The sequence below is a fragment of the Streptomyces sp. NBC_00038 genome (genome assembly GCF_026343635.1).
Classification (GTDB): domain Bacteria; phylum Actinomycetota; class Actinomycetes; order Streptomycetales; family Streptomycetaceae; genus Streptomyces.
The window spans coordinates 3,706,243-3,729,890 of record NZ_JAPELQ010000001.1; the positions used below are offsets into that span (position 1 = coordinate 3,706,243).

Annotated in this window: 17 protein-coding genes; all 17 read right to left on the minus strand. The window is 69.6% G+C overall.

The features are described 5' to 3' along the window. A complete protein-coding gene (locus OG219_RS16835) occupies positions 1 to 1,593 on the minus strand; it encodes a glycosyltransferase family A protein (protein ID WP_266827386.1) in 1,593 nt (530 codons plus the stop codon). Further along, the gene (rfbD, locus tag OG219_RS16840) at positions 1,590 to 2,489 is read right to left on the minus strand and encodes a dTDP-4-dehydrorhamnose reductase (RefSeq protein WP_266827388.1); all 900 of its coding nucleotides are present in this window, start codon (positions 2,487 to 2,489) and stop codon (positions 1,590 to 1,592) included. Before rfbD ends, OG219_RS16835 begins: the two co-directional genes overlap by 4 nt. Beyond that, a complete protein-coding gene (gene rfbB / locus OG219_RS16845) occupies positions 2,486 to 3,496 on the minus strand; it encodes a dTDP-glucose 4,6-dehydratase (protein ID WP_266827390.1) in 1,011 nt (336 codons plus the stop codon). The genes rfbD and rfbB overlap by 4 nt, the downstream gene beginning before the upstream one ends. Continuing rightward, positions 3,493 to 4,560 carry a glucose-1-phosphate thymidylyltransferase gene (locus OG219_RS16850; protein ID WP_266827392.1) on the minus strand — a complete coding sequence of 356 codons (1,068 nt, stop codon included), beginning with the start codon at positions 4,558 to 4,560 and terminating at the stop codon, positions 3,493 to 3,495. The genes rfbB and OG219_RS16850 overlap by 4 nt, the downstream gene beginning before the upstream one ends. 249 nt (positions 4,561 to 4,809) lie before the next feature. Next, the gene (locus OG219_RS16855) at positions 4,810 to 8,772 is read right to left on the minus strand and encodes a ribonuclease E/G (RefSeq protein ID WP_266827394.1); all 3,963 of its coding nucleotides are present in this window, start codon (positions 8,770 to 8,772) and stop codon (positions 4,810 to 4,812) included. Positions 8,773 to 9,017: 245 nt separating this feature from the next. Beyond that, positions 9,018 to 9,884, minus strand: a complete 867-nt coding sequence (locus OG219_RS16860; RefSeq protein WP_266827396.1) for a TIGR03936 family radical SAM-associated protein — start codon at positions 9,882 to 9,884, stop codon at positions 9,018 to 9,020. Between the two features lie 48 nt (positions 9,885 to 9,932). Then, positions 9,933 to 11,156, minus strand: coding sequence for a hypothetical protein (locus tag OG219_RS16865; RefSeq protein ID WP_266827398.1), 1,224 nt, complete (start codon positions 11,154 to 11,156; stop codon positions 9,933 to 9,935). A 62-nt stretch (positions 11,157 to 11,218) separates the two neighbouring features. Continuing rightward, positions 11,219 to 12,199 carry an NADPH:quinone reductase gene (locus OG219_RS16870; RefSeq protein ID WP_266827400.1) on the minus strand — a complete coding sequence of 327 codons (981 nt, stop codon included), beginning with the start codon at positions 12,197 to 12,199 and terminating at the stop codon, positions 11,219 to 11,221. A 51-nt stretch (positions 12,200 to 12,250) separates the two neighbouring features. Further along, complete coding sequence (locus OG219_RS16875; RefSeq protein ID WP_266827402.1) at positions 12,251 to 14,200, minus strand: TIGR03960 family B12-binding radical SAM protein; 1,950 nt, start codon at positions 14,198 to 14,200, stop codon at positions 12,251 to 12,253. Positions 14,201 to 14,343: 143 nt separating this feature from the next. Then, a complete protein-coding gene (locus OG219_RS16880; RefSeq protein WP_266827404.1) occupies positions 14,344 to 15,897 on the minus strand; it encodes a CYTH and CHAD domain-containing protein in 1,554 nt (517 codons plus the stop codon). A 127-nt stretch (positions 15,898 to 16,024) separates the two neighbouring features. After that, complete coding sequence (gene rodA / locus OG219_RS16885; protein WP_266827406.1) at positions 16,025 to 17,224, minus strand: rod shape-determining protein RodA; 1,200 nt, start codon at positions 17,222 to 17,224, stop codon at positions 16,025 to 16,027. Beyond that, a complete protein-coding gene (gene mrdA, locus OG219_RS16890; RefSeq protein WP_266827408.1) occupies positions 17,221 to 19,497 on the minus strand; it encodes a penicillin-binding protein 2 in 2,277 nt (758 codons plus the stop codon). Before mrdA ends, rodA begins: the two co-directional genes overlap by 4 nt. A 98-nt stretch (positions 19,498 to 19,595) precedes the next feature. Then, positions 19,596 to 20,267, minus strand: coding sequence for a rod shape-determining protein MreD (gene mreD, locus OG219_RS16895; protein ID WP_266827410.1), 672 nt, complete (start codon positions 20,265 to 20,267; stop codon positions 19,596 to 19,598). A 13-nt stretch (positions 20,268 to 20,280) separates the two neighbouring features. Continuing rightward, on the minus strand, positions 20,281 to 21,225 hold the full coding sequence (gene mreC / locus OG219_RS16900) for a rod shape-determining protein MreC (protein ID WP_266827412.1): 945 nt from the start codon (positions 21,223 to 21,225) through the stop codon (positions 20,281 to 20,283). Positions 21,226 to 21,382: 157 nt separating this feature from the next. Next, on the minus strand, positions 21,383 to 22,402 hold the full coding sequence (locus tag OG219_RS16905) for a rod shape-determining protein (protein WP_266827414.1): 1,020 nt from the start codon (positions 22,400 to 22,402) through the stop codon (positions 21,383 to 21,385). A 347-nt stretch (positions 22,403 to 22,749) separates the two neighbouring features. Beyond that, complete coding sequence (ndk, locus tag OG219_RS16910) at positions 22,750 to 23,163, minus strand: nucleoside-diphosphate kinase (protein ID WP_266827416.1); 414 nt, start codon at positions 23,161 to 23,163, stop codon at positions 22,750 to 22,752. Positions 23,164 to 23,267: 104 nt separating this feature from the next. Continuing rightward, positions 23,268 to 23,645, minus strand: a complete 378-nt coding sequence (locus OG219_RS16915) for a DUF4233 domain-containing protein (RefSeq protein WP_266827418.1) — start codon at positions 23,643 to 23,645, stop codon at positions 23,268 to 23,270. Between the last annotated feature and the right edge of the window lie 3 nt (positions 23,646 to 23,648).

A 23,648-nucleotide genomic window follows, 5' to 3' on the forward strand; every position in this document is an offset into this window, starting at 1 on the left:
TCAGGATGCGAGAACTCGTTTGACCTTCTTGGCGACTCTGCGCCAAGTGGCCTGGGACCCGGCAGACTTGTCCGGCACCTTGTGCATGTTGCCGCCGATGTCGAGAGCCAGCCGCCCGTCCCGGGTCCAGTAGGGGGCAGCCTGGATGTTCAGGCGCTGCGAGCGCGCACCGCCGCAGGGCAGCAGTTCACTCACCGGGCCGCCCTCGACACGGGTCATCCGGTCGATCCCGAGCAGCTGGACGTTGACGTGAACGTCGTAAAGCCCCTTGGGGAGCCGGCCGCCGCATGCGGCGGTGTCGGGGTCGATGCGGAGGGTTCCCTGGATCTCCACGGTCCCGTCGGCGGTGACAATCACCTTGGACTCGACTTCGGGGAACCAGGCCTGCGACTTGTTGCGCTGTCGCAGCTGGAAATCGATGGCCGCACGGTTCTCGATGTCCTTGAAGGTCCAGTCGGGTCCGCCGTCGATCCCGTGGACCAGGGCGAGGTCGAGGCCGTAGCCGTCGCCCAGCTTCCTGACCTTCACCGTGGCACCGTCCTCGTACCGCAGCCGGGCACGGAACGGCGCCACCAGCGCGCCCTTCCGCCAGCGCACGGATCCGCTGAACTCGACCTCGCTGACGGCGTCGCGGTAGCGCTGGGCCACCTTGCGCAGGTCCTCGACCCGGTCGGCCTCGAGCAGTTCGGCACGGAACCGCCAGAGCGGCGGCAGCCCCTCACGGACGGAGTCCGAGTACTCCTCGACGACCACCTTCCGGGCCGCCTCGTAGTGCCCCATGCTGTGGGGATCGCCGTTCAGGAAACCCGTCGTGGCGGTGTTCCGCAGGACTTCGACCCGGTAGTTGCGCGTCAGGAAGGCGTCGCGCGCAGGTCCGGGAGTCGTGTTGGCCTTGACGATCTGCGCGGTCTTGGCGAGCCACGGGTAGTACTCCGCCGGCTCGGTCCGGCCCTTGCTGTTGTTACTGCCGTCGTCGCGCTTGCTCCAGTCGTAACACACGACATCGCCGACGATCGTGATGTTCTTGGCGAGCGGAAAGGCCTTCGCCAGGAACATCTGGTCCTCGAGGCGACAGCGCCCTTCCTGGAACTTGATGTCGTTGTCGAGCAGGAATTCACGCCGGAACATCTTGTGCGGAGTCAGCGTCTCGTACAGCTCGGCGAACTCCGGGCCGGTGCGTTCGACCGACTCGCGGAACAGGCGAATGGGGCCACGCATGTTCCCCTTCACCTTGCCGACGACGATGTCGGAATTGTTCTTCAGCGCCCGGTCGTACATGACCTCCAGCGCCTTCGGGCCCAAGCCGTCGTCCTGGTCGAGGAAATGCACGTACTCGCCGAGTGCGCTGGCGACACCGACGTTGCGGGGGCGCCCGGGCCAGCCCGAGTTCGGCATGGAGAGCACCCGGAAGTTCTCGGTCTTCTCGGCCACCGACTGGAGCCGCTCCGCGGAGTCATCGGTCGACCCGTCGTCGACGAAGATCACCTCGATCTCGTCCTGCGGCAGCGTCTGCTTCAGGATCGAGCTGATCGGGCGCTCGATGTACTCCCCCGCGTTGTAGACCGGGATGACGATGCTGACCTTCACGGTCATGGATTCCCCTCCTGGGGCTCTGCGATCAGCACGGGCATCGCGGAGCTGAGTCCTTCGGACCAGTCGCGTATCGGTTCGATGCCGGCCTGCTGCCAACGTTCGTGACCCAGCACGCTATAGGCGGGCCGGGGCGCGGGGCGGGCGAACGCCGCGCTGGTGGTCGGCCGGACCCGCGCCGCATCGGCGCCGAGCAGCCGGAAGATCTCCTGGGCGAAGCCGAACCAGGTGGTCTCGCCTGTACTGGTGCCGTGATACACGCCGGCCGGAGCAGTGCCGGCCAGCGCGGCCTGGCCCAGCAGGACCAGCCGGTCGGCCAGATCCACCGTCCAGGTGGGCTGACCTCGCTGGTCGTCGACGACGTCGAGGGTGTCCTTGACGCTTTCGAGCTTGATCATCGTACGGACGAAATTGCCGCCGCCGGCCCCGTAGAGCCAGGCGGTACGGACCACGTAGCCGCGGTCGGGCAGCGCCTCGATCACCGCGCGCTCACCGACCAGTTTCGTGCGGCCGTACGCGCTGCGCGGGCCGGTCGGGGCGTCCTCCGCGTACGGCTTCTCGGCGTCGCCGGGGAAGACGTAGTCCGTGGAGACGTGCACCAGTACGGCGTCCAGGTCGCGGCACGCCTCGGCCAGGTGGCGGGGGCCGTCACCGTTGATCCGCAGTGCGTCGTCCTCGCGGGTCTCCGCGTCGTCCACCGCAGTCCAGGCGGCGCAGTTGACCACGACGGCCGGGCCGTGCTCCGAGAGCACGGCCCGTACTGCGGCGGGGTCGGTGATGTCCAGGTCGGTGCGGGCCACCGCGACCGCCGGGATGCCGGCGTCGGCGAGCCGGGCCAGCACATCCTGCGCGAGCATCCCGCCCGCACCGGTCACCAGCCAGTTTCGGGTGTCGCTCACAGGGTCGCGCGCTCCTTCAGCGGTTCCCACCACGCGCGGTTCTCGCGGTACCACTGGACCGTCTCCGCGAGACCCTGCTCGAAGCTCTTGCGCGGGACGTAGCCCAGCTCCTCGCGGATCTTGGTGCAGTCGACCGAGTAGCGGCGGTCGTGGCCCTTGCGGTCCTCGACGTACTCGACGCTGGTCTCCCAGTCGGCGCCGCACGCCTCGAGCAGCAGCCCGGTGAGCTCCTTGTTGGAGAGCTCGGTGCCGCCGCCGATGTTGTAGACCTCGCCCGCGCGGCCCTTGGTGCGGACCAGGTCGATGCCCTGGACATGGTCGTCGATGTGCAGCCAGTCGCGGACGTTGCCGCCGTCGCCGTACAGCGGGACCTTCTTGCCGTCGAGGAGGTTGGTCACGAAGAGCGGGATGACCTTCTCGGGGAAGTGGTGGTGCCCGTAGTTGTTCGAGCAGCGGGTGACGCGGACGTCCAGGCCGTGGGTGCGGTGGTACGACAGCGCGATCAGGTCGCTGGACGCCTTCGCCGAGGAATAGGGCGAGTTGGGCTCCAGCGGGTGCGTCTCGGGCCAGGAGCCCTCGTCGATCGAGCCGTAGACCTCGTCGGTGGAGATGTGCACGAAGGTCTTGATGCCGGCCCGGTGCGCCGCGTCGATGAGCGTGTGGGTACCCACCACGTTCGTACGGACGAACTCCGCACCGCCGTCGATGGAGCGGTCGACATGCGACTCGGCGGCGAAGTGCACGACCTCGTCGTGCTCGGCCATCAGCTTGCCGACCAGCTCGGGGTCGCAGATGTCGCCCTGCACGAAGGCGAATCCGGGGTGCGAGCGCACCTCGTCGAGGTTGGCCGGGTTGCCCGCGTACGTCAGCTTGTCCAGGACGGTGATCGAGACATCACCGGGACCCTGGGGGCCGAGCAGCGTACGGACGTAGTGGGAACCGATGAAACCGGCGCCGCCGGTCACCAGAATCCGGGTCGGGTGGGCGGGAGAAGAAGGGGCGGTCATGAAGAGATCTGCACCTTGCTGTGATCACCGAGCACGAGCCGGTGGGCTGCGGGGTTACGGGGGGCCGGAGTGACTTCCACATCACGGCCGATCAGCGAGGCCTCCACCCGGCGCACGCCGGTCACGGAGGAGCCGCGCAGCACGATGGAGTACTCGATCTCGCTGTCCTCGATCCGGCAGTCCTCGGAGACGGAGGTGAACGGACCGATGTACGCGTCGCTCACCACCGTGCCGGCGCCGATGATCGCGGGTCCGACGATCCGGCTGCCGCTGACACGGGCACCCGCCTCGATGCGCACCCGGCCGATGATCTCGCTGTCCTCGTCCACCGTGCCCGCGTTCACCGGGTCCACGGTCTCCAGGACGGACCGGTTGACCTCCAGCATGTCGGTGACGTTGCCGGTGTCCTTCCAGTAGCCGGAGATCGTGGTGGAGCGGACGTCACGCTTCTCGTCGATCAGCCACTGGATGGCGTGGGTGATCTCCAGCTCGCCGCGCCAGGAGGGCTCGATGGAGCGGACGGCCTCGTGTATGGCCGAGGTGAAGAGGTACACGCCGACGAGCGCCAGATCGCTCTTGGGCTTCTTCGGCTTCTCCTCCAGGCCCACCACCAGGCCCTTGTCGTCGAGTTCCGCGACGCCGAAGGAGGTGGGGTTGGGAACCCTGGTCAGCAGGATCTGCGCGTCGGGCCGGTCGGCCCGGAACTCCTCCACCAGACCGGTGATGCCACCGACGATGAAGTTGTCGCCGAGGTACATGACGAAGTCGTCGTCGCCGAGGAAGTCCTGGGCGATGAGCACGGCATGGGCGAGGCCCAGCGGCGCGTCCTGCGGAATGTAGGTGACCTTGATCCCGAACTGGGAACCGTCACCCACCGCCTCGCGGATCTCGTCGGCGGTGTCCCCGACGACGATCCCGACCTCGGTGACCCCGGCTTCCGCGATCGCCTCCAGGCCGTAGAACAGCACCGGCTTGTTGGCGACAGGCACCAACTGCTTGGCCGAGGTGTGCGTGATCGGGCGGAGGCGGGTGCCCGCTCCCCCGGAGAGCACGAGAGCCTTCACGTGTTGCCCCCAGATACTATGTTCATATGGGAAAAATATCCCATTTTTTCTAAGTTTGATGTCAATCTCGCTCCTCATCTTAGCCCCCGTCATGCATCACTGATTCACACGTCGTTCACCTATGCGATTCGCAGATGATGACTCGCGGCGCGGAAGATCCGGTGCACCACACAGAACGGCGGTGGCCCGCCCGGTTCTCACCGGGCGGGCCACCGCCGTTCTGCCGCGCGGGGCGCGGGACGGACTCGGTCAGTCCTCCGTGACCGCCGACACCGTCGACTGGTCCTGCTGCTCGGCCGCCGCGGTCTTCTTCGACGCCGCCTTCTTGGCGGTCGTCTTCTTCGCGGCGGTCTTCTTCGCAACCGTCTTCTTGGCTACGGCCTTCTTGGTGACGGCCTTCTTCGCGGTCGCCTTCTTGGCCGTCTTGCGGGCGGCCGCCTTCTTGGCCGGAGCCTCGGCGTCCGCCTCGGCCTCGGCCGTCTCGGTCACCGTCTCCGCCGGGACCGACGGGACGACCACGACGGCCGCCTCCTCGGAAGCGGTGGGCGCGGTGGCCTTGCGGACGGCGCGACGCCGCGGGCGGGCCGGGGCGGCGCTCTCGGCGGGCGCCTCGACGGCCTGCTCGGCCTTCGGCTCTTCCGGGGCAGCCTCCGGCACGGGCGCCGCGACCGGCTCCGTGACCGTGACGGCGGCCTCTTCCGCGGCCTTCGGCGAACCGGCCGGGGCCGACACCTTCCGGGTCGCACGACGACGCGTACGCCCCTTGGGAGCGGCCTCGTCCTCCTGTACGGCGGCCACGGGGGCCGGGGTCTCCTCGACCGCCTGGACGGCCGGAGCCTCGACAACCGGGTCCTCGACCGCGACCGGCTCGGACTCGGCGACCTCGCGGGACCTGGACGCCCGCTCCTCACGCCGACTGCGGGGAGCCCGCTCCTCGCCCTTGGGCGCACCCGCGGGAGCCGACGCACGCCGGGTGGCCCGACGCCGCGAACGCCCACGGGAAGCCGCGGCCTCCGCCTCGGCGGCGCTGCTGTAGAGGTCCTCGTCGGGCACGAACTCGGGCTGCGCGAACGGGACCGGCGCGGCGACCTCGGCAGCCACCTCGGCTTCGCTCTCGACCTCGGCCTCTGCCTCGTCGACGGATTCGTCGGTCTCCGTGCCCAGGGCCTCGTGCTCGTGCGTGTGCTCCTGCTCGGAACCGCCCCGGCCGCGCTTCTTGCGCTTGCCGCCGCCTCCGGCGGAGGTCGGCTGCTCCATGTGCACGATGACACCGCGGCCGTTGCAGTGGACGCAGGTCTCGGAGAAGGACTCGAGCAGACCCTGTCCGACGCGCTTGCGCGTCATCTGGACGAGGCCCAGCGAGGTCACCTCCGCCACCTGGTGCTTCGTACGGTCGCGTCCCAGGCACTCCAGAAGGCGCCGCAGAACCAGATCCCGGTTGGACTCCAGAACCATGTCGATGAAGTCGATGACGACGATGCCGCCCAGGTCGCGCAGCCGCAGCTGACGCACGATCTCCTCGGCCGCCTCCAGGTTGTTCCTGGTCACGGTCTCTTCGAGGTTGCCGCCCTGACCGGTGAACTTGCCGGTGTTGACGTCGACCACGACCATCGCCTCGGTCTTGTCGATCACCAGCGAACCGCCGCTGGGCAGCCAGACCTTGCGGTCCAGCGCCTTCATCAGCTGCTCGTCGATCCGGTACGTCGCGAAGACGTCGACCTCGGAGGTCCACTTCGACAGGCGGTCGGTCAGGTCGGGCGCGACATGGGCGACGTACCCGTGGATGGTCTCCCAGGCCTCCTCGCCGCTGACGATGACCTTGGTGAAGTCCTCGTTGAAGATGTCGCGGACGACGCGGACGGTCATGTCCGGCTCGCCGTACAGCAGGGTCGGCGCGTTCGAGCTGCCGCCGCTCTTCGACTTCTTCTGGATGTCCTCCCACTGTCCCTGCAGCCGCTCGACGTCACGGCGCAGCTCGTCCTCGCTCGCGCCCTCGGCGGCGGTGCGCACGATGACGCCCGCGTCCTCGGGGACGATCTTCTTGAGGATGGTCTTCAGGCGAGCGCGCTCGGTGTCGGGCAGCTTGCGGCTGATGCCGGTCATCGAGCCCTCGGGCACGTAGACCAGGTAGCGGCCGGGCAGGGACACCTGGCTGGTGAGTCGGGCGCCCTTGTGACCGATCGGGTCCTTCGTGACCTGCACGAGCACCGACTGGCCGGACTTCAGCGCGCTCTCGATACGGCGCGGCCCGTTGGCCATGCCGAGCGCCTCGAAGTTGACCTCACCGGCGTACAGCACGGCGTTGCGGCCCTTGCCGATGTCGATGAAGGCGGCCTCCATCGAGGGCAGGACGTTCTGCACCTTGCCCAGGTAGACATTGCCGACGTACGAGGTCGACTGCTCCTTGTTGACGTAGTGCTCGACGAGCACGTTGTCCTCGAGCACGCCGATCTGGGTGCGCTCGCCGCTCTGGCGGACGACCATCACACGCTCGACGGCCTCACGGCGGGCCAGGAACTCGGCCTCGGTGATGATCGGAACGCGCCGGCGGCCCTGCTCGCGCCCTTCACGACGGCGCTGCTTCTTGGCTTCGAGGCGGGTCGAGCCCTTGATGGACTGCACCTCGTCGGACGGGTGCTCGTCCCTCTTGCTCGGGCGGGGCTCGCGGACCTTGACGACGGTGCGCTCGGGGTCGCTCTCGGTGGGCTCGGTGTCGGGACCCGAGTCACCGGCGCGACGCCGACGGCGCCGACGCCTGCGGCTGCTGCTGGAGCCGGAACCGCCCGACTCCTCGCGCTCGTCGCCGTCCTCGGCGTCCTCTTCGACCTGCTCGGCGGTGTCCTCGGTGTCCTGCGCGGCCTGCTCGGCGGCGTAGTCGTCGTCACCGGACTCAGCGTCCGACTCGGCGGACTCACCACGACGACGGCGACGGCCACCGCGGCGGCGCCGACGACGGGAGCCCGCGGACTCCTCGTCACCCTCGTCACCGTCTGCGGCATCCTCGGCGTCCTCGGCCTCGGCGGGCTCCTCCACCTCGTCGGTGGTGGGCTCCACGGCCGCGGGCTCCTCCTCGACGGCCCGGCGGCGACGGCGCCTGCGCGGCCCCGTCTCCTCCTCGACGGCCTCAGGGGCTGCGACGGTCTCGCGAACCTTCGGAGCGACGGGGGCCTCGACGACCTCCTCGACCTCCTCGTCCGCCGCCTCAGCGGCAGCCGCGGCTGCGGCCCGCTCCGGCGTCTGGAACATCGGCTCGGTGAACACGGGCGCCTGGAACACGGCGACGGCCGGACGAGCGGGCTTGCGCGCCGACTCGGCTTCCTTCGGCGCGGGCGCGGAGAACCCGACGGCGGCCTTGCGCGTGGCACGGCGGCGGCCACGCCTCGGCGCCTCGTCCTCGGTCTGCGCGGGCTCGGCCTGCTCGACCTCGGCCTGCGCGGGCTCGGCCTGCTCGACCTCGGCCTGCGCGGGCTCCTCGGGCTGGGTCTCGCTGGTCACGGGCGCCTCCACACGCTCGTCACCGGTGTCGCCCTCGGGCGCACCGGCGGGTGCGGAGACGCGCCGGGTGGCGCGACGACGGGTGGTACGGCGGGGGGCGGCTTCCTCGGCGACGGGAGCGGCCTCCTCGGCCTCGACCACGGCGGGCTCCGCCGGCGTGGCCTCGACGGAGGCGGTCACCGGCTCCTCGACGGCCTCGGCGGCCTTGGGCGCGCCGGTGGGCGCGGAGGCGCGGCGGGTCGCACGACGACGCGGACGACCGGCCGGAGCGGCTTCCTCGGCCTCGACGGCGGCAACGGGAGCGGGTGTCTCGGCGGGCGCGGCCTCAGCCGTCACCGCGGGCACCACGGTCTCCGCGACCTCAGCCGCCTCGGCGGTCTCGGACGCACCGGCGGGCGCGGTCACCCGACGAGTGGCACGACGACGCGCACGACGCGGCGCGGCCTCCTCGGCCACGGCCTCTTCTGCCTCGCCGGTCTCGTCGACCGCTTCGGCCTCGGCCTGGACGATCGCTGTTGTTTCGTCCGCCTCCTCCGCGAGGTCGGCGGACGCCGCGGCCGGTATGGCCGGCGCGGTGGTCTCGGCCACGGCTTCGGCGGCGCCCGTGGGCGGGCCGGCGGGGCGCGACGCGGCACGGCGGCGGCGCCGCGGCGGCAGGGTGTCGCTGGGGGTGTTGTTGTTGTCGGAACCCTCAGTGGGTTCGATCGGCTCGAGCATGCGGGTGGATCTCCCGTCAGGCTCCCGGGCGCCGCACCTGGTCCGGCAGTGCCGGTGACGTCCGCGGCTCGCGCGATGCGCGGTGCCGCCGTCCGGGGCGCGGGCGCCGCACGGGAGCTCTCTGTGTCCTGTCTCGCCGGTTCCGTACGCCATGTGTGCGTACGGCCTGGCGAAAGTCTTGTGGTCGGTGCGCTGCCCGACCCAGGTGGCTCCCGAGTACGAGGGCGGCGCTACGACATCTGTCCTTACGCGGGACCTTCCGGCACCGGCGCCTTCGCGGCGGCAGAAGCGGCGACCGCCTCTTCGTGAGAGGGCGGGGCTGCCATGACTGCCTCGCGGTCGGGCGCGAGCGGGTCGGTCACCGTGCCGGTCTCTTCATCGAACAGCCCCTGCGCCAGCCTGGTCACCGCAGCGGCGACCGGCGGCGCCAGGTCGGCCACGGCGCGAAGACCGGACAGGACGTCGTCGGGTCGAACGGCAGGCGTCACGTGCCGAACAACCAGCCGCAGTATCGCACAGGCCTGGTCGCTCGACCTATCAGCCTGTGGACTGTTCGTCTCACTGCTTGTCGCGCTGTTTGCTTCACTGCGTGCTTCACTGCTCGCCGCAGTGCTTGATCCGCTGCTTGCTTCAAGGCTTGCCACGGCGGCGCGGGCGTCGAACGTCCGCATGCCGTTCTTGGTCTTGCGCTGCACCTCGACGGCGTCCGCCGCCTTGAAAGCCTCGACCGCGCGCTCCGCCTCTGCCGGGTCCACGCCGTCGAGGCGCAGCTCCCAGACGGAAGCGGTGAGCCGGTCGGCGAGCCCGGAGGTCCGGGCCTCGACCGCCTCGATGATGTCGAGCCCGGTGGGCAACGACTCGTCGAGGAGATCGCGCAGCTTGTCCGGGTCACGCGCCTCGGTGAGCGCGATCTCCAGGTACTCCGCCTCACTGCCCGTGCCGGTGGGTGCGGCATTGGCGTACGACACCTTCGGATGCGGCGTGAACCCCGCCGAGTACGCCATCGGCACCTCGGCACGGCGCAACGCACGCTCGAAGGCGCGCTGGAAGTCACGGTGGCTGGTGAACCGGAGGCGGCCGCGCTTGGTGTAGCGCAGTCGGATGCGCTGCACCGCGGGTGCGGGCGGCGGGCCTTCGGGCTGTCGCTTGCCCAGTGTCGTTCAGTCCTTCGTGAGAGCGGTCTTACTGCTACCTAGAGTACGTGTCTCGTCGGCTCCCGGTTCCCTCCGGGACGCTCCGGGCGAGACGGGCGAGGGCTCGAGGGGCACCGGCACGGGCTCCCTGGGCGCTCCGAAAACCATCCGCCGGAAGTCGGCGCGGGCCTGCCGGGCGGACTCGCGGGCGGTGGCGAGGGCCTGCCGTGTCGCCCTTCCCACACTGCGCGCGGCCTCGGCGGCGGGCCGCAGGACCGCGTCCCGGACGAAATGCCCGACGGGCGTCAGCACGCTCAGGTACACCCACCGCACCGGCTCCACGAAGATCCACCGGAAGAGTCGCCCGAGGAACCGTCCGACGGCGAGCGAGATGTACCCGGCGACGCGCCAGGCGTGCCCGAGCGCCTCACCGACCTCCCGCCCGATGACGACGAGCACCCGCCCGACCGGCGCGAGCACCCACCGCCACACGGCGAGCGCGGGCAGCACCAGCAGCACACGCAAGGTCCAGTAGAGCGCGACACCGATCCCGGTGAAGATCATCCGTACGAGCCACCCGAGCCCCCGCACGGTCCAGGCGATGCCCCTCCCGGCGGGCGCGAGGACCCACTCGTACAGCCACACCCCCGGAACGACGAAGAGGTACCTCACCAGCCAAGCGACAGCGGTGTACACCCCGGTGCCGACAGCCGTGAGCACCGTCCCCGCGCCCTTCCCCAACCAGGCGATCACATGGCCGACGGGCGTGAGCACCCGTGCGTACACCCAGCCGATCCCGGCTCCGATCCCCCGGAACACCCAGCCGAGTCCGGCCCCGATCCCTCGGAACACCCAGGCGATTCCGGCCCCGACACCCCGGGCCAGCCGGACGAGCGCATGCCCGACCGGCGTCAGCACGGTCCGGTACAGCCACACAAGCGGCACGGCGACCAGCACGTGCCCGAGCCACCCGACCGCCTTCCCGACCGGCACGACGACATACCGCCACAGCATTACCAACGGCCAGACGAACACCGCCCACGCCACCAACGCCAGCGCCCGCCCCACCGGCCGCAGCGCGTAGTCCCGCAGGAACCGGCCACCGACGACCAGCGCGTCCCACACCATCCGCACCGGCACGACCAGCACGAGCACCACGATCCGCACCGGGATGCGGATCGCGACCGCGAGGCACCCCTCGGCCGGTGCCTGCGGCAAGGGCTGCCGTACGGGCGATTTCTCCAGGTCCATACCGACGTAGACGCGTCAGCCCCCCGTCTGGATGCGCCCTGTCCGGATCCGGTACCGCGCTGTTACTGCGGGACGGTGACCAGCACGCGTCCCCGGCCGCCGGCGTCGACACGGTCGTGGGCCTTGGCGATCTCGTCGAGTGGGCAGCGGTCGCCGATGTCGACGGTGAGGGCTCCGACGGCGGCCGCGGCGGTGAGGTCGCGGGCGGCCTGGCGCCTGGCCCCGGCGGGGAAGTCGTCGCTGCCGAGCAGGCGGAGGGTGACGTTGGCGAACAGCAGGGGCCAGAAGGGGAGTTCGGGGCGGTCGGTACGGGTGGCGTAGGCGGCGACGACCGCGTCGTTCGCGACCACCGCGGCGTCCAGGTCGGCGTTGTCCGACAGGGCCACCTCGACGATGCGGTCGACGCCCCGAGGTGCGTACGCGCGGATCGCCCCGGCCGGGTCGTCCTGGTCGAGGGCGACGGCGTGGGACACCACGGCGGGGTCGACGCGGTCCAGGTCCGCGCCGTGTCTCACCGTGGCGAGAACGGTGGCCCCACCCCAGCGGGCCAGCTGGGCGGCCAGTGAGCCGACGCCGCCGAGCACGCCGTGCACCAGCACGAGCCTGCCGTCGACCGGGCCGTCGGCGAACACGGTCCGGTGGGCGGTGATCCCGGGGATGCCCAGGCTCGCCCCGAGTTCGTCGCTCAGGTGGCCGGGCAGCGGCACCGCCAGATCCTCGGGTACGACGGTGAACTGGGCCGCGGTACCGAAAGCCCGGTAGGACTGAGCGCCGTACACCCACACCCGCTGACCCGCGCGCCTGGCGTCGACACCGTCGCCCACCGCGTCGATGACGCCGGCCGCGTCACTGTGCGGGATCACCCGGGGATAGGGCATGGCCGAGCCCAGCCAGCCGCGCCGTTTCTTGGTGTCGCCGGGATTGACGCCCGACACGGTCACGCGGACACGGACCTCGCCGGGGCCGGGCTCCGGGTCGGCCAGTTCACCGACCTGAAGCACCTCGACGGCAGGCCCCTGTCGCTCGTACCAGGACGCAAGCATGATCAGCCCTCCGTGGCCCCACCGGCCCCGAGTGCCCGGCCGGGGCGATCCTCAGTGCGTGTGCCCGCTGACCGCCGGCTGGTTGACCGTGAGCGGCAGCAGCTTCCTGCCCGTGGGGCCGATCTGGATGGTCGTGTCCATGGCGGGGCACACGCCACAATCGAAGCACGGCGTCCACCGGCAGTCCTCGACCTCGGTCTCGTCGAGGGAGTCCTGCCAGTCCTCCCAGAGCCAGTCCTTGTCGAGGCCGGAGTCGAGGTGGTCCCAGGGGAGGACTTCCTCGTAGGTGCGCTCGCGGGTGGTGTACCAGTCGACGTCCACGCCGAAGGCGGGCAGCGTCTTCTCGGCGCAGGCCATCCAGCGGTCGTACGAGAAGTGCTCGCGCCAGCCGTCGAAGCGGCCGCCGTCCTCGTACACCGCGCGGATCACGGCACCGATACGCCGGTCGCCGCGGGACAGCAGGCCCTCGACGATGCCGGGCTTGCCGTCGTGGTAGCGGAAGCCGATGGAGCGGCCGTACTTCTTGTCGCCGCGGATCTTGTCGCGGAGCTTCGTGAGGCGGGCGTCCGTCTCCGCGGCGGAGAGCTGCGGGGCCCACTGGAACGGGGTGTGGGGCTTCGGCACGAAGCCGCCGATGGACACCGTGCAGCGGATGTCGTTCTGGCCGGAGGCCTTGCGGCCCTCGGCGATGACGTTCATCGCCATGTCGGCGATCTGGAGGACGTCCTCGTCCGTCTCCGTCGGCAGGCCGCACATGAAGTACAGCTTCACCTGGCGCCAGCCGTTGCCGTACGCCGTGGAGACCGTCCGGATCAGGTCCTCTTCGGAGACCATCTTGTTGATGACCTTGCGCATGCGCTCCGAGCCGCCCTCGGGCGCGAAGGTCAGGCCGGACCTGCGGCCGTTCCTCGTCAGCTCGTTGGCCAGGTCGACGTTGAAGGCGTCCACTCGCGTCGACGGGAGGGACAGACCGATCTTGTCCTCCTCGTACCGGTCCGCGAGCCCCTTGGCGATGTCGCCGATCTCCGAGTGGTCGGCCGACGACAACGACAGCAGGCCCACCTCCTCGAAGCCCGTCGCCTTGAGGCCCTTCTCCACCATGTCGCCGATGCCCGTGATCGAGCGCTCGCGCACCGGGCGGGTGATCATGCCCGCCTGGCAGAAGCGGCAGCCGCGCGTGCAGCCGCGGAAGATCTCCACCGACATCCGCTCATGGACCGTCTCCGCGAGCGGGACGAGGGGCTGCTTGGGGTACGGCCACTCGTCGAGGTCCATGACCGTGTGCTTGCTGACCCGCCACGGGACGCCCGACTTGTTGGGTACGACACGGGCGATGCGGCCGTCCGCGAGGTACTCGACGTCGTAGAACGCCGGGATGTAGACGGAGCCCGTCTTCGCGAGGCGGAAGAGAACCTCTTCACGGCCTCCCGGGCGGCCCTCCGACTTCCAGGCCCGGATGATGTCCGTCATGTCGAGGACGGCCTGCTCGCCGTCGCCGATGATCACCGCGTCGACGAAGTCGGCGATGGGCTCCGGGTTGAACGCCGCGTGGCCGCCCGCGAGGACGATCGGGTCGTCGAGCGTGCGGTCCTTGGACTCCAGGGGGATGCCCGCCAGGTCCAGCGCCGTCAGCATGTTCGTGTAGCCCAGCTCCGTCGAGAAGCTGAGCCCGAAGACGTCGAAGGCCTTCACCGGCCGGTGGCTGTCCACCGTGAACTGGGGCACCTGGTGCTCGCGCATCAGCGCCTCCAGGTCCGGCCACACGCTGTACGTGCGCTCGGCGAGGACGCCCTCGCGCTCGTTCAGCACCTCGTAAAGGATCATGACGCCCTGGTTGGGCAGTCCGACCTCGTACGCGTCGGGGTACATGAGCGCCCAGCGGACGTCACAGGCGTCCCAGGGCTTGACCGTGGAGTTGAGCTCTCCGCCGACGTACTGAATCGGCTTCTGCACATGCGGGAGCAGAGCTTCGAGCTGCGGGAAGACCGATTCGGCTGGCATCTGGCGAACCTTCGTGAGCTGAGGGAGCAGAGGGAGCTGACTGTGCTGCCAGAGCGAACTGACAGGGGTGACCATCTAGCCTAACGCGGCCCGAGGTACCCGCCGCACCGCCGATCCCGCCCGGAGCGCACCCAGGTCCACGATCAGACCGCGGCCCGTTTCCCGATCGTCTCCCAGGCCTCCGGCAACGCCGCCTCGGCCGCCGCGGCCCGCTGCTCCTCCCTCCCGTACAGCACCCCGTACGTGAAGGCGCTCTCCCCCGCCGCGTGCGCCTGGGCCGAGAGTCCGAGCACGGCCTCGCGGGCCATCACGCTGTCCTGGTGGTCGCCGAGCAGGCTCTGCAGGGACTTCATCGACTTGACCAGGTCGGCGGCCGGCCTGCCCAGGGCGGGCGCGGCGGTCTCGGCCGCGTACCGGGTGCGCTTGGCCTTCTTGCGGGCCTCGTGCATCGCGAAGTCGCGGTCCCCGCCGGACGGCCGGTCGAGAGCCTCTTCGATCAGCTCGGAGACCTTCTTGAAGTCCTTGCGCACGGCCTTCGCGATCACCGTCGACGGGTCGCCGGCCGCCGCCTTGAGCAGCGGCGGATCCGCTACGAGTGCGTCGAGTGCGGTCAGCAGGTCGAGGTAGCGCCTGCCGTCGAGTACGGCGATCAGGCGGCGCCGGGAGCCGGAACTGCGGGCGTGGGACCAGGTGCGCAGCCGGGTGCGGACCGGCCCGGAGAGCAGATTGCGCGGCAGGTCGTCGAGGGCCCCCGTCAGCCGCTCGGTGAGTACTTCCTGATCGCGGTCGACGCCCAACTCGCCAGCCAGCCACTTCAGTTCGTCGCCAATCGGGTCGGTGACGGTGCGGTCGAGGACCTTGCCGTACGAGCGGAAGGCGCTGCGCATCCGGCGGGTGGCGACGCGCATGCTGTGCACGGAGTCGAAGAGATCGCGCCGGACGGCGGGGTCCAGCTCGATGATCGCGTCGCGCTGGGCGCGGATGTACGCGAGGACGTGGTCTCCCGCGCTCACCGGGTCCTTCTCCACCGCGGAAGCCACGGAAGCCGCGGCCGCTGCGGCCGCCCCGGCCTTCTTGCCCTTCACCTTCGGCGCGGTCTCCCCCAGCGCCTTCGCCAGCTTCGACGCCGACGACGAGCGGGCCAGACCCGCCTTGCGGAGCTTCTTCTCGACCCTGTCGAGGAAGGCGGGGTCTCCGTCGTCCGCGAGCTCGACCTCGATCTCGGTCCACTCGGCGGTGCCCTCGCCGCCGCTGAGCCGCTCGGCGCGGACGCGGTCGAGGCTGACCTCGGCGAGCAGGGCGCCGGATTCGTCGACGAGGTGGCGGATGTCGCGGGCCGACCGCAGGCGTACGAGGGGGACGAGCTCGGCGTCCCGCACCCGGGAGCGGACGAGGCCGGTCAGCGAGCGGGGCAGGTCGTCGGAGAGCGGGGCCTGGATCTCGTCGCGGACGCCTTCGGAGACGGGGAGTTTGAGGTGCCAGCCCGCGTCGTCGCCACCGGTGCGGCGGCGCAAGGTGAGGGAGGCGGCGGCGAGCCGCTGGTCGGCCGTGTCGTAGTACGTGGCGTCGAGCTCGGCGACGCCCTTGTCGATGACGGACGCGACTCCCGCGACGCCCGTCAGTTCCGGCAGGCCCGCGTCACCATCGGCCGCGGGACCCTCGTACTTCCGCTCGATCTCGCGCTTCGTGTCCACCATGAACCGACACTAGACGCGTTTGCGGGCCAGGGGCAGCCCCCCTTGTATGCGGACTTGTTATCCGAGCCACGCCTGCCGTTGTTTCCGGTGTCGCCTCACGTTCTCCGGGGCGACACCGGAACGCCGTCTACGCCGACATCGGCCGCTGCACCCTGATCGACTGCAACAGCCCCACGGCCACCCACACCGCGAACATCGATGAGCCTCCGTACGACACAAAGGGCAGCGGCAACCCCGCGACCGGCATGATCCCGAGGGTCATGCCGATGTTCTCGAAGGACTGGAAGGCGAACCAGGCGATGATGCCGGCGGCGACGATCGTGCCGTACAGCTCGGTCGTCTCGCGGGCGATGCGGCAGGCGCGCCACAGGATGACGCCGAGGAGCACCAGGATCAGTCCGGCGCCGACGAAGCCGAGTTCCTCACCGGCGACGGTGAAGACGAAGTCCGTCTGCTGCTCGGGGACGAACTGGCCGGTGGTCTGCGAGCCGTTGCCGAGCCCGGTGCCGAAGAGGCCGCCGGAGCCGATGGCGATACGGGCCTGGTTGGTGTTGTAGCCGACGCCGGCGGGGTCGAGTTCGGGGTTGGCGAAGGCGGCGAAGCGGTTGATCTGGTACTCGTCGAGGATCTTGAGCTGCCAGACCGCGATCGCGCCGAGCGCGCCCGCGCCGAGCAGGCCGAACACCCAGCGGTTGGACGCGCCGGAGGCGAGCAGTACGCCCAGCACGATGATGACCATGACCATGACGGAGCCGAGGTCGGGCATCAGCATGACGATCATCATCGGGACGGTGGCCAGGCCAAGTGCCTGGAGGACCGTGCGGTGGTCGGGGTAGGGCTTGTCGCCCGCGTCGACACGGGCGGCGAGGAGCATCGCCATGCCCAGGATGATCGTGATCTTCACGAACTCGGAGGGCTGGAGCGAGAAGCCGCCGCCGAGCACGATCCAGGCGTGGGCGCCGTTGACCGTGGCGCCGAGCGGGGTCAGCACCGCGAGGATCAGGGCGACCGAGAGGCCGTACAGGATCGGGACGGCGGTGCGCAGGGTGCGGTGGCCGAGCCAGACCGTGCCGATCATCAGGGCGAAGCCGATGCCTGTGTTCATGAGGTGCCGGATCAGGAAGTAGTACGGGTCGCCCTGGTTGATCTCGGTGCGGTTGCGGGTCGCCGAGTAGACGAGGGCCGAGCCGATGACCGAGAGCGCGATGGCCGAAAGGAGTATCGGCCAGTCGAGGCGGCGGGCCAGCGAGTCGCGGGCGAACAGCCTCGACAGGCTGCCGCGTTCGGGTCCGTACCCGGAGACGGAGAAGTTGTTCGCGCCGGTCATGTGAGCAGTCTCCGGTTCCCGGTCGTCCTGCGCCTGCCGCACCCACGGCCTCGGGCTCTGCGCCTTCGGGTGTCACGGTTCTCCGCCGACGGCGAAGAAGTCGTAGCTCCCGGGAGCTGTCCGTCCACCCCGCCGAGCGCCGCGGTCTCGCTGGCCTGCTCCTTCTCCGGGTCGTACTTCTCGATCTTCGGGGCGTCGATCGAACCGTCGGACTGGATCTTCGGCAGGCTCTTCTGCGGGGTGGGCAGCAGCGCCTTCTTGCTGTCGATCGTGCCGTCCGCGGAGACGCCGTAGAGCGCGTTGTAGATGTTGCGCACGGCGGGGCCCGAGGCGCCGGAGCCCGTACCACCCTGGGAGATGGTCATGATGACCGTGTAGTCCTTGGTGTACGTGGCGAACCACGAGGTCGTCTGCTTGCCGTAGACCTCGGCCGTACCCGTCTTGGCGTGCATCGGGATCTCGTCCTGCGGCCAGCCGCCGAATCGCCAGGCGGCCGTACCCTGGGTCGCGACTCCCGCGAGGGCACCGTCTATCTCGTCGCGCGTCTTGGCCGTCATCGGCAGCTTGCCGTTCGCCTTCGGCTCGATCTCCTCGACGCTCTTGCCGTCGGCGCTGACGATGGCCTTGCCGACGGTGGGCTCGTACAGGGTGCCGCCGTTGGAGATCGCGCCGTAGATCGCGGCCATCTGGATCGGGGTGACGAGGGTGTCGCCCTGCCCGATGGAGTAGTTGACGGAGTCACCGGCGCGCATCTTGTTGCCTTCGAGGCAGTTCTCGTACGCGATCTGCTCGGCGTACGTGCCGCCCTTCTTGCCGTACTTGCACCAGGCGTCCTTGTTGGCCTCCCAGTAGCTTTCCTTCCACTGGCGGTCGGGGATGCGCCCGGTGACCTCGTTCGGGAGGTCGATACCGGTCTCCGCGCCGAGGCCGAACTGGTGGGCCGTCTTGTAGAACCAGTCGTCCGGCTTCTTCTTCGGGTCAATGCCGCCGTCCTTCTTCCACTCCTCGTGCGCGAGGCGGTAGAAGACGGTGTCGCAGGAGACCTCCAGGGCCCGGCCGAGGCTGATCGGGCCGTATCCCTTGGTCTCGAAGTTCTTGAAGGTCTGGCCGCCGATGGAGTACGAGCTGGAGCACTCGTAGGGGCCGTCGAAGGAGTAGCCCGCGTTGATGGCGGCGGCCGTGGGGACGACCTTGAAGATCGAGCCGGGGGCCGACTGGCCCTGGATCGCCCGGTTGAGCAGCGGGTAGTTGGAGGTCTTGCCGGTGAGCTGGGCGTAGTCCTTGCCGGAGATGCCGCCGACCCAGGCGTTCGGGTCGTACGTCGGATTGGACGCCATGGCGACGACGCGGCCGGTCTTGGCCTCCATCACCACGACGGCCCCGGAGTCCGCCTTGTAGTTCTCGCCGGTGTTCTTGTCGAACACGTCACGGGCGTCCTTCATCGCCTCGTTGAGCTGGTACTCGGCGACGCTCTGCACGCGTGCGTCGATGCTGGTGACGACGTTCGAACCGGGCTCGGCGGCGTCGCTCTCGGCCTGTCCGATGACGCGGCCGAGGTTGTCGACCTCGTAGCGGGTGACGCCCGCCTTGCCGCGCAGCTCCTGGTCGTACTGGCGCTCAAGGCCCGAGCGGCCCACCTGGTCGGAGCGCAGGTACGGGGAGTCGCTGTCCTCGGCCTTGGTGATCTCGTCGTCGGTGACAGGCGAGAGATAGCCGAGCACCTGCGCGGTGTTGGCGCCGCCGGGTGCGGCGTAGCGGCGTACGGCCTCGGGCTCGGCGGTGATGCCGGGGAAGTCCTCGGAGCGCTCGCGGATCTGCAGGGCCTGCCTGGCGGTGGCCTCGTCGGTGATGGGGATCGGCTGGTAGGGCGAGCCGTTCCAGCAGGGCTGCGGCGTCTCGGCGTCGCAGAGGCGGACCTTCTCCATGACGTCCTGGGCCTTCATGCCGAGGACGGCGGCGAGCTTGGTGAGGACGGCCTTGCCGTCGTCCTTCATCTTCAGCAGGTCGGTGCGCGAGGCGGAGACCACGAGCCGGGTCTCGTTGTCGGCGATCGGCACCCCGCGTGCGTCGAGGATCGAGCCGCGTACGGCGGGACTGACGACCTGCTGCACATGGTTGCCGGAGGCCTCCTTGGCGTATTCGTCGCCGTTGCGGATCTGGAGATACCAGAGGCGTCCGCCGAGGGTGCCGAGGAGGGAGAGTACGAGAATCTGGATGACGACGAGTCGGATCTGGACCCGTGGGGTCCGGCCGGTCTCGGGGATGTTGGTCACTGCTGCTGCCTCCCCCTCTCAGTGTGCGTACGAGTCATACGAGTACACGGTGAACCTGTGTGGCCGGGCCACCGACCGGGCCACCAACTGGTGTGTGCTCAAAGCCGCTTGACCCCCTTGATGCGTCCCGCCCTGGCGACCCGCGCCTTGGCGGCCTTCACCCGCAGTCCCCCGCGCTGGCTGCCGATGCGCAGACCGGTGCCGGACGACAGCCAGCCCGAGGAGACGTCTGCGGACTTGCCGCCCGAATTCGTCTCGGCGAGCGGATCGTTCTCGGCGCGTCTGGCCAGGGCCATCAGCCCGGGGACCACGAAGGGCGCGAGCAGCAGGTCGTACAGGGCTGCGGTGAACAGCAGCCCGGTGAGGCCCACATGGCGGGCGGAGGTGTCGCCGACGAGGGCGCCGACACCGGCGTACAGCAGGGTGGATCCGACCGCGGCGGCGACCACCACGGCCATCGGTCCTGTCGCGGACTTGAGCTGGCCGCTCTCGGGCTTGACCAGGCCTGCCAGATAGCCGATGACGCACAGCACGAGGGCGTAGCGCCCGGCGGCGTGGTCGGCGGGCGGGGCGAGGTCGGCGAGGAGGCCGGCGCCGAAGCCGATGAGGGCGCCGCCGACATGGCCGTAGACCATGGCGAGGGCCAGCACGGTCAGGAGCAGCAGGTCGGGGACGGCGCCCGGGAGGTGGAGCCGGGCGAGGACGCTCACCTGGATCACCAGGGCGACAACCACCAGGGTGGTGGAGAGCAGCATCCGGTTGAAACGCATGGGGGTTCGGCTCCTACTGCTCTTGCTGCTGGCCGTCGGCGGGCACGAGCGCCGAGGGGGTGACCGTCACGGTCACCGTCGGCGTGGGCGTTGGCTTGGGTTTCGGCGGCAGCACGGCGTCGCGCGGGTCCTTGCTCGGGGTCTGGACGACGACGCCGACGATGTCGAGCTTCGTGAACGAGACGTACGGCTTGACGTAGATGGTGCGGGTCAGGTCGCCGCCGGAGGGGTCGACGCGGGAGACCACGCCGACCGGGACGCCGGGCACGAACGGCTTGTCGGCCTGCGAGCCGAAGGTGACCAGACGGTCGCCGTTCTTGATCTTGGCCTTGCCGTTGAGCAGTTCGACGCGGAACGGCTGGTCGCCCTGCCCGGAGGCGAAGCCGAGTTCGTCGGTGGACTCCATGCGCGTGCCGACGGTGAAGTCGGGGTCGTTGGCGAGCAGCACGGTGGCGGTGTTCGAGCCGACGGTGGTGACGCGCCCGACGAGTCCGTCTCCGTTGAGGACGGTCATGTCGCGGGTGATGCCGTCGTTGGAGCCGACGTCGATCGTGACGGTCCAGGAGAAGCCCTGGGCCGCTCCTATGGCGATGACCTCGGCGCCCTTGATGCCGTACTGGCCGGCGCCCGCCGTCTTCAGCATCTTGTCGAGCTGTGTGAGCCGGCTGCTGTTGCGGTCGTCGCTGCCGAGCTTCGCCTTCAGCGCCGCGTTGTCCTTTTCGAGCTGGGCGATGCGGTCGTGTCTCTCACCCGAGTCACGGACCGCGGCGATCGCGTTGCCGACGGGGTCGACCGCGGACGCCACCCCGTTCTCGATCGGGCCGAAGACCGTGGCGGCGGCCCCCCGGGCACCGTCGACCGGTGAATCCTCGCCACCGCGGATGTCCACCGTGATCAAAGCGAACGCGATGGCGATCAGCAGCACCAGGAGCAGCCGGCTCTCTCGTGTGTCCCTCACGTGCGGCGGCCGTGCCTTCCTTCGTGGGTCAACAGGGGCGCACCCCGAGCAGAAATGCCAAGGGTGTTGAGGATGTTATGGGGGAGCTTATGCCTGAATATCAACGATCCGCCGTACGAGAAGGGTGCATCTCGTACGGCGGAATCGAAGAGTTACCTCATCTGCGCGGCTGGGCGTCCAGAACCTGCTGGAGCGCCTCGAATTCCTCCACGCACTTGCCGGAGCCGAGCGCCACGCTGTCCAGCGGGTCCTCCGCGATGTGGATCGGCATGCCGGTCTCGCGGCGCAGCCGCTCGTCGAGACCGCGCAGCAGGGCTCCGCCGCCGGTCAGAACGATTCCGCGGTCCATGATGTCGCCGGAAAGCTCCGGCGGGCACTTGTCGAGGGTCGTCTTCACGGCGTCGATGATCGCGTTGACCGGTTCTTCGATGGCCTTGCGCACTTCGGCCGCGGAGATGACGACGGTCTTGGGCAGCCCGGACACCAGGTCCCGGCCGCGGATTTCGGTGTGTTCGTCATTGTCGAGGTCGTACGCCGAACCGATCGTGATCTTGATCTGCTCGGCACTCCGCTCACCTAGAAGGAGCGAGTACTCCTTCTTGATGTGCTGGATGATCGCGTTGTCCAGCTCGTCGCCCGCGACGCGGATGGACTGGGCGGTGACGATGCCGCCGAGCGAGATGACCGCGACCTCCGTGGTGCCGCCGCCGATGTCCACCACCATGTTGCCCGTGGCCTCGTGGACCGGCAGGCCGGAACCGATGGCCGCGGCCATGGGCTCCTCGATGATGTGCACCTGGCGCGCCCCTGCCTGGGACGACGCCTCGATGACGGCACGGCGCTCGACGCCCGTGATGCCCGAGGGCACACAGACGACGACACGGGGACGGGCGAGATAGCGCCGCTTGTGGATCTTCAGGATGAAGTAGCGGAGCATGCGCTCGGTGATCTCGAAGTCGGCGATGACGCCGTCCCGCAGCGGACGCACGGCAACGATGTTGCCAGGGGTCCGCCCGATCATCTTCTTCGCTTCCGCGCCGACCGCGAGAATTCCACCGGTGTTGGTGTTGATCGCGACGACGGACGGCTCGTTGAGTACGATCCCGCGACCCCTGACGTACACCAGCGTGTTGGCGGTCCCGAGGTCGACAGCCATGTCACGGCCGATGAACGACATTGAGTTCCCCATCAGGATTCGTCTGGCCTTCCCAAGTGGAGCTTTGACGGCTTTTTAGGACGGCGAGTTGGGTGCAGTGACGTGAAGGCTTCCATCGTAGACGCGCCTGCACGAACACTGCGCGAGGGTCTTCGCCATTGTCAGCAGATGAGACGCCGCCTCGCTCCTGGAGACGGGCCATCGGGAGTACGCGTTCCCCCGATCGGCACGCATATGCCACGGGACGGCCGGAAATCCACGGCCGTCCCAGGTCAGACACCCGAGTGGAGCTGACGCCCCCTCAGAAAGTTTCTCGAAATACTTACGGCCCGAAACTCCCGCCCCGGGGCTCGCTCAGCCGTGGCGCTTCAGACCCGGCCGGGGAAGAAGATCTTCAGCTCGCGCTCGGCGGACTCCTCGGAGTCGGAGGCGTGGATCAGGTTCTCGCGGACGATCACACCGAAGTCGCCACGGATGGAGCCGGGCGCGGCGGCGATCGGGTCGGTGGGCCCGGCGAGCGCACGCACGCCCTCGATGACCCGGTCGCCCTCGACGACGAGCGCCACGACAGGACCCGACGCCATGAACTCCACCAGCGGCTCGTAGAAGGGCTTGCCCTTGTGCTCGCCGTAGTGCTGCTCCAGCGTGTCCTGGTCCAGCGTCCGCAGCTCCAGCGCGGTGATCTGCCAGCCCGCCTTGCGCTCGATACGGCTGATGATCTCGCCGGTCAGGCCGCGACGGACGGCGTCGGGCTTGAGAAGGACGAGGGTGCGCTGGCTCACTTGATGGCTCCTTCGATCACATGGTGTGCGGGGAACCGAGGCTACAGGGCGTGTCTGGGTGGGTGTTACGCAGCGTCAGGTGGTACGGGGGCACGCGGCCGCCATCACCCCGCGCTGCCCTCCGCCGGAGCCTGCCCCGGGCTCTGCGCCTGTGCCTGCGCCGCGAACCTGGCCTTGGCCTCGTCGATCTTCCGCCCGTAGTGGATCGACGCCCACCACAGGGCCCCGAAGGCCAGTCCCAGGATGAACATCGTCGGCACGATGAAACCGCTGACGACCAGCGCGATCTGCAGGGCCCAGCCCAGCTGGATGCCCCCCGGCCTCGTGATCATGCCGCAGAGCAGGATGCTCAGCCCCATCAGGATCCCGCACACCGTCCACACCGTGGAGGTCGCCAGATCGGGATCCTTCATCGCGACCAGACCGGCGAACCCGATGACGAAGAACTCACCGATCAGCGTCGAAGCACAGAGCGTACGCACAGT

What these genes read in the sequence shown, in the direction of transcription:
- OG219_RS16835 (WP_266827386.1), bottom strand. Translation starts at nt 1,593, where the DNA reads ATGACCGTGAAGGTCAGCATCGTCATCCCGGTCTACAACGCGGGGGAG.
- rfbB (WP_266827390.1), bottom strand. Translation starts at nt 3,496, where the DNA reads ATGACCGCCCCTTCTTCTCCCGCCCACCCGACCCGGATTCTGGTGACC.
- OG219_RS16855 (WP_266827394.1), bottom strand. Translation starts at nt 8,772, where the DNA reads ATGCTCGAGCCGATCGAACCCACTGAGGGTTCCGACAACAACAACACC.
- OG219_RS16865 (WP_266827398.1), bottom strand. Translation starts at nt 11,156, where the DNA reads ATGGACCTGGAGAAATCGCCCGTACGGCAGCCCTTGCCGCAGGCACCG.
- OG219_RS16870 (WP_266827400.1), bottom strand. Translation starts at nt 12,199, where the DNA reads ATGCTTGCGTCCTGGTACGAGCGACAGGGGCCTGCCGTCGAGGTGCTT.
- OG219_RS16875 (WP_266827402.1), bottom strand. Translation starts at nt 14,200, where the DNA reads ATGCCAGCCGAATCGGTCTTCCCGCAGCTCGAAGCTCTGCTCCCGCAT.
- OG219_RS16880 (WP_266827404.1), bottom strand. Translation starts at nt 15,897, where the DNA reads ATGGTGGACACGAAGCGCGAGATCGAGCGGAAGTACGAGGGTCCCGCG.
- rodA (WP_266827406.1), bottom strand. Translation starts at nt 17,224, where the DNA reads ATGACCGGCGCGAACAACTTCTCCGTCTCCGGGTACGGACCCGAACGC.
- mreD (WP_266827410.1), bottom strand. Translation starts at nt 20,267, where the DNA reads ATGCGTTTCAACCGGATGCTGCTCTCCACCACCCTGGTGGTTGTCGCC.
- OG219_RS16905 (WP_266827414.1), bottom strand. Translation starts at nt 22,402, where the DNA reads ATGTCGTTCATCGGCCGTGACATGGCTGTCGACCTCGGGACCGCCAAC.